The sequence below is a fragment of the Bacillus sp. B2-WWTP-C-10-Post-4 genome (assembly GCF_009183805.1).
GTDB classification, from domain to species: Bacteria; Bacillota; Bacilli; order Bacillales; family Bacillaceae_G; genus Bacillus_A; species Bacillus_A cereus.
In genome coordinates this window covers 1-4,799 of sequence record NZ_WEII01000188.1, presented here as the reverse complement: position 1 = coordinate 4,799, position 4,799 = coordinate 1, and the positions used below count along the sequence as shown (strand labels likewise).

The window sequence follows — 4,799 nt, the reverse complement described above, 5'->3', positions numbered from 1 at the left end:
ATGTAATATACAATTAGCGAAGACAAAACAAAATTTTCATATTATTTCGATTTATTTTTCCAGTATAATATATTCACAACCCTTTCTATTGTAAAAGTAGATTACGTTTTTCGCAATGAAAAATATAAAAAATGTTGTATTTTTATTTATCCCGATATTTTCGGCCAATAAGACCCCCGTCTCAAAATTCAGTAAGTGCAAAGCACTTAGGTAAGAAATTAACTACTGTAAAATTCCGAATTGATATGAACGTATTAAAGCTTCACTTTATTTACAAAGAAAAATCCCATACTAACTTTTTTAATATTTGCTGCAATAAAACTTTTTACAACTATCTTCGCTTTTTAATTCACACCATTATTTTCTACATAAAAAATAGGGCACACATCATTAAAATGATGCATGCCCTACCTTTATTTATACATATTTTGTATTTCTTCTTTATTTTTAAGTATTTCCTCAAACTTATCACTACAACCCTTCGGAAATAACACTCCCAGTCCATATGAATGCGCAAATTGAAAATGAGGGTACTTCGCTTTTACCTCATCCCAAAACTTATATACGCCGAAATCACTACTTCTAACTTCAATATCATGAAATAATACAATACCGTTTTTCGCGACTTTCGGTAGCCATGTATTATAATCGTGAGAAACAGCTTCATACGTATGATAGCCATCAATATGCAAAAGATTTATCGTTTCATCTTGAAACCGGTCTACAGCATCATCAAAAGTAGATCGAATTAAATTTCCTATATTAAGGTAGTTATCGCTCACTACTTTTTCTACTATTTGAAAAACCCCTTCTCCATATGGACCTGTATGCCCATCTCCAGCCCAAGTATCTACTGCAAAGCATTTAGTCGATAACCCTCCATCTTTTACTCCCTGACAAAAACTAAAAAAGGAAGCTCCTAAATGTGTACCTAACTCAACTAAAGTTTCTGGTTTTTCAAATCGTACTAAGTCATATGCAAAATCTAAATGTCCACTCCACGCAGATTGTGACCGAATAATAGGACTAAATGTTTCAAATTCAAATGATGGTTTATGAGTAACCCAGTTCATCGCATAACTCCTTCTGCACATATTTTTAACAAACCAAATTACTCTTATCTTTATTTTTTTATCGCCTTGATTATGATTCTATTTCATGAAAATATGAAGAATTTATTCTTTTCTATTGAGGTAAAGCATCATATACATATGGGTCAGTTGGCTTATTAATTTTCTCGATTTTGTTTACTTTTACAAGTGGAAAGACTGTTCCTTTATATGTCGTTTCATCTAATAATCCTGTTATTTTCACCCATGTTTCTTCTGGAATTTTTTCAATATTTTTCCCGGTAACAATCATCCCCCAGACTGATGCATCCGCAATACAACAAGTTATGCCATATCGAGCCACTACTGCTTTATTACCCGTCACATCTTTATCCTTATATATAAACCCTAAAAATGTAATTTCTTTCCCTTTAAACCAATTAATATTTTGACCAATTACATTCATTGTTTGAACATAATCCTTATCCTTTACTTGTAGTTTACGCTGTCCTAACATACTTTTTACTACTTGCTCTTCCGTTTTATAAGTCGTTGCTAAATTTGATGTTTCTTCTGAATCAACTAATACTTCTCGCTCATCAAACTTAACCTGTTTCCCCTCTTTTTCGTTTCTTTCCAGACTTCTCGCCTGTACACTTTGATTCATACCCCTTTTTCCTGCTAAACTTCCATCAATTGTTACACTTCCAAAGAGAAAAGCACTAACTATCGGAACAACAAATAAAACATATACAAAGAAACTTTTTATCCCTGATTTTGATGTTGTATGATGTTTACAACAATTACAATCATGCTGTTTTTCTCTTCCATCTCCCCAAACTTGTACAATACCAAAAATTAAAATTACTACAAAAGCTATATACGTAAATTTGATCATTTTTGGAACGATAAAATTATAAATATTTCCTGTTACAAGTAGTTTAAATAAGAGCATTGCTAAACCAATTAAAATAATGCCACGTATATAGCGATGATACGCCTTCTGCTCCTCTTTCTCCATTCTTTCTCACCTCCTATAACATTATGATTTGCAGGATGGTATACACAGATACAATGACAATTCCCATCAAAAAGAATACAAATTTCTTTTGAAAATACGCAAATAGCATTAACGTATTTTTCATATCAAGCATAGGCCCAAACACAAGAAATGCGAGAAGTGCCTTTACCGAGAAAACATGTCCAAAAGATGCAGCTATAAAAGCATCGGCTGCAGAGCAAATTGATAAAACATAACCAAATCCCATCATAATAAAAGGGGCAATTACTTCGTTATGTGCTACTGCATCCAGTATATTCCGATCAAAAAACGTCTGAAATACACTTGCTAAAAAAGCACCTATCAATAAATATTTACCAGTATCAAAAAACTCATCTACAATGTGATTCATAACATCTTTCCAACTCTTTTTTTTGCTTATTTGAACTGAAACCTCTACGTCTTTTAAAACATTTCTTTCGCGATAGCAGTAATACACAATTAGCCCTATAAATAGAGCAACTAAAATTGTTATCCCAAAGCGTGCATATACAACGTAATCATTTTTTGGAAACGCATATACAGTAGATAAAAGAACAACTGGATTCATAATGGGTGCACTCAATAAAATAACAATGCCTACATGAAGTGGTAGCCCTTTTTGAATGAGTCTTCTTACAATTGGTATAATGACACATTCACACATTGGAAAAAGAACTCCCACAAATACTGCTGGAATCATTGCAACAATTGGAGATTTCGGCATGACTTTTTGAATCATATCTTCCGTCACAAACACTTGAATACATGAAGAAACAATTACCCCTAATAAAATAAAAGGTATTGCTTCAAAAATGATACTTAAAAATACCGTATTCACATTCAGCCATTCCTGCGGTATATTTGTGTGCAAATTTACTAGACTTGTAAAATCTACAAAAAATAATAAAAAGAGAAACATAGCGATAAGAGCTATGCCTACTAATTCTTTTGAAACTCTATTAAAGACCAAGCTTCTCGCCTCCATTTTATTTACATGTAAACATGTGCTTGTCCAAATGCTTCATACTACAGCACAAATTTTATAGTCTATTTCTATTCTTAAATCGTAATCATTATGATTTATTATTGATTTTTCTTTTCCTATCGTTTAATATAAAACGTAATCATTACGATTTAAAGGAGAGATCGTTTCATGAAAAAAGTACCTATCACTGTATTAAGTGGTTTTTTAGGATCTGGAAAAACTACCTTACTACATCACATTTTGACTAATAAGAATAACTTAAAAGTAGCTGTTATCGTTAATGATATGAGCGAAGTAAACATTGATGCATCTCTTATAAAAAAGGGTGGTTTTTCACGTACGGAGGAAAAACTAGTAGAGATTCAAAATGGCTGTATTTGTTGTACACTACGAGAAGATTTAATGATAGAAGTGAATCGTCTTGTGGAAAATGGTGATATTGACTATATTATTATTGAATCTTCTGGTATAAGTGAGCCTATTCCAGTTGCTCAAACGTTTACTTATACAGACGAAGTTCTTAACATTGATTTAACGAAAAATTGTCGCCTCGATACGATGGTTACAGTTGTAGATGCAAATAGATTTTGGGATGATTTTGCAGATGGAGAAAGTTTATTAGACCGAAAACAAGCAATCGATGAGAATGATACCCGGGAAGTTATTGATTTATTAATAGATCAAATTGAATTTGCAAACGTAATTATTCTTAATAAGATAGATTTGCTAGAAAAAGAAGATGTGATAGAGCTTCATCATTTACTAAAAAAATTAAATCCTAATGCAAAAGTTCTTGAATCTTCGTTTAGCAAAGTACCATTACAAGAAATTTTAAACACAAATCTATTTAATTATGAAGAAGCCAGTCAATCGGCCGGCTGGATACAAGAATTAAATAGTGACCATCATACACCGGAAACGGAAGAATACGGTATCAATTCCTTTGTTTACCGCCGCAAATATCCTTTCCATCCCGAGCGCCTTATGAATTGGCTAGAAAGGTGGCCTTTAGATGTTGTAAGAGCGAAAGGATTCTTCTGGCTGGCATCTCGTAATAATATGATAGGGCTTCTATCTCAAGCAGGTTCCTCTATTACAATTCAAGGAGCCGGTGAGTGGATAGCGGCATTACCTGAAACTGAAAGAAATCAAATGATTACAGAAGAACCAGAAGTATTGAAAAACTGGGATAAACAATATGGAGATCGAATAACCGAACTCGTATTTATCGGAATTGATATGAACCGTTCTTTAATTGAACAATCATTAGATAGTTGTCTATTAACAGAGAAAGAAATGAAACAAGATTGGGATATATTTGTTGATCCTATTCCAGCTTTTACTTATATTTCATAACAATTAATAAAAGGCTTCAGTAGAATGAAGCCTTTTTACTTTATAGTACTCTTATTTAATAAGTTTGCTTTAATTATGAATACAATTGTACCTAAAACAATTAATATAGCATATACGATACCAAATACATTACCTATTTTTTCTAAGCCAAGCGGTAATATTATAGTAGCAACTCCAACTATATAAGAAAATGCTCCTGAAAGCTTCGCTAATTTATTTTTATCTCCAACAAACGTTTCTTCTTGATATCCTGCTAACAAAAACAACCTCTTTTTCACATGTATTTGATACCCTAAAAAAATGATAAGTAACCCAACAAATAAACAAACTAAAAATCCAGCTAACATATACTCCCCCTCCTCTACAA

5 protein-coding genes are annotated in these 4,799 nt (G+C 32.3%); 1 reads left to right on the top strand and 4 read right to left on the bottom strand.

From position 1 onward, the window contains the following. Positions 1 to 413: 413 nt before the first annotated feature. The 3 genes from GBN78_RS28545 to GBN78_RS28535 form a co-directional block, all read right to left on the bottom strand. Positions 414 to 1,073 (bottom strand): class I SAM-dependent methyltransferase, encoded by a 660-nt coding sequence (locus GBN78_RS28545; protein WP_001104673.1) that lies wholly within the window; start codon positions 1,071 to 1,073, stop codon positions 414 to 416. Positions 1,074 to 1,185: 112 nt separating this feature from the next. Beyond that, positions 1,186 to 2,070, bottom strand: coding sequence for a TIGR03943 family putative permease subunit (locus GBN78_RS28540; protein ID WP_044584292.1), 885 nt, complete (start codon positions 2,068 to 2,070; stop codon positions 1,186 to 1,188). A 13-nt stretch (positions 2,071 to 2,083) separates the two neighbouring features. Beyond that, complete coding sequence (locus GBN78_RS28535) at positions 2,084 to 3,076, bottom strand: permease (protein ID WP_170950075.1); 993 nt, start codon at positions 3,074 to 3,076, stop codon at positions 2,084 to 2,086. A gap of 168 nt (positions 3,077 to 3,244) precedes the next feature. Between GBN78_RS28535 and GBN78_RS28525 the strand changes: the two genes are divergently transcribed. Beyond that, positions 3,245 to 4,432, top strand: a complete 1,188-nt coding sequence (locus GBN78_RS28525; protein ID WP_003312842.1) for a GTP-binding protein — start codon at positions 3,245 to 3,247, stop codon at positions 4,430 to 4,432. 35 nt (positions 4,433 to 4,467) lie between these two features. Here GBN78_RS28525 and GBN78_RS28520 read toward each other — a convergent pair whose 3' ends face one another. Further along, complete coding sequence (locus tag GBN78_RS28520) at positions 4,468 to 4,779, bottom strand: DUF3784 domain-containing protein (protein ID WP_152127973.1); 312 nt, start codon at positions 4,777 to 4,779, stop codon at positions 4,468 to 4,470. Between the last annotated feature and the right edge of the window lie 20 nt (positions 4,780 to 4,799).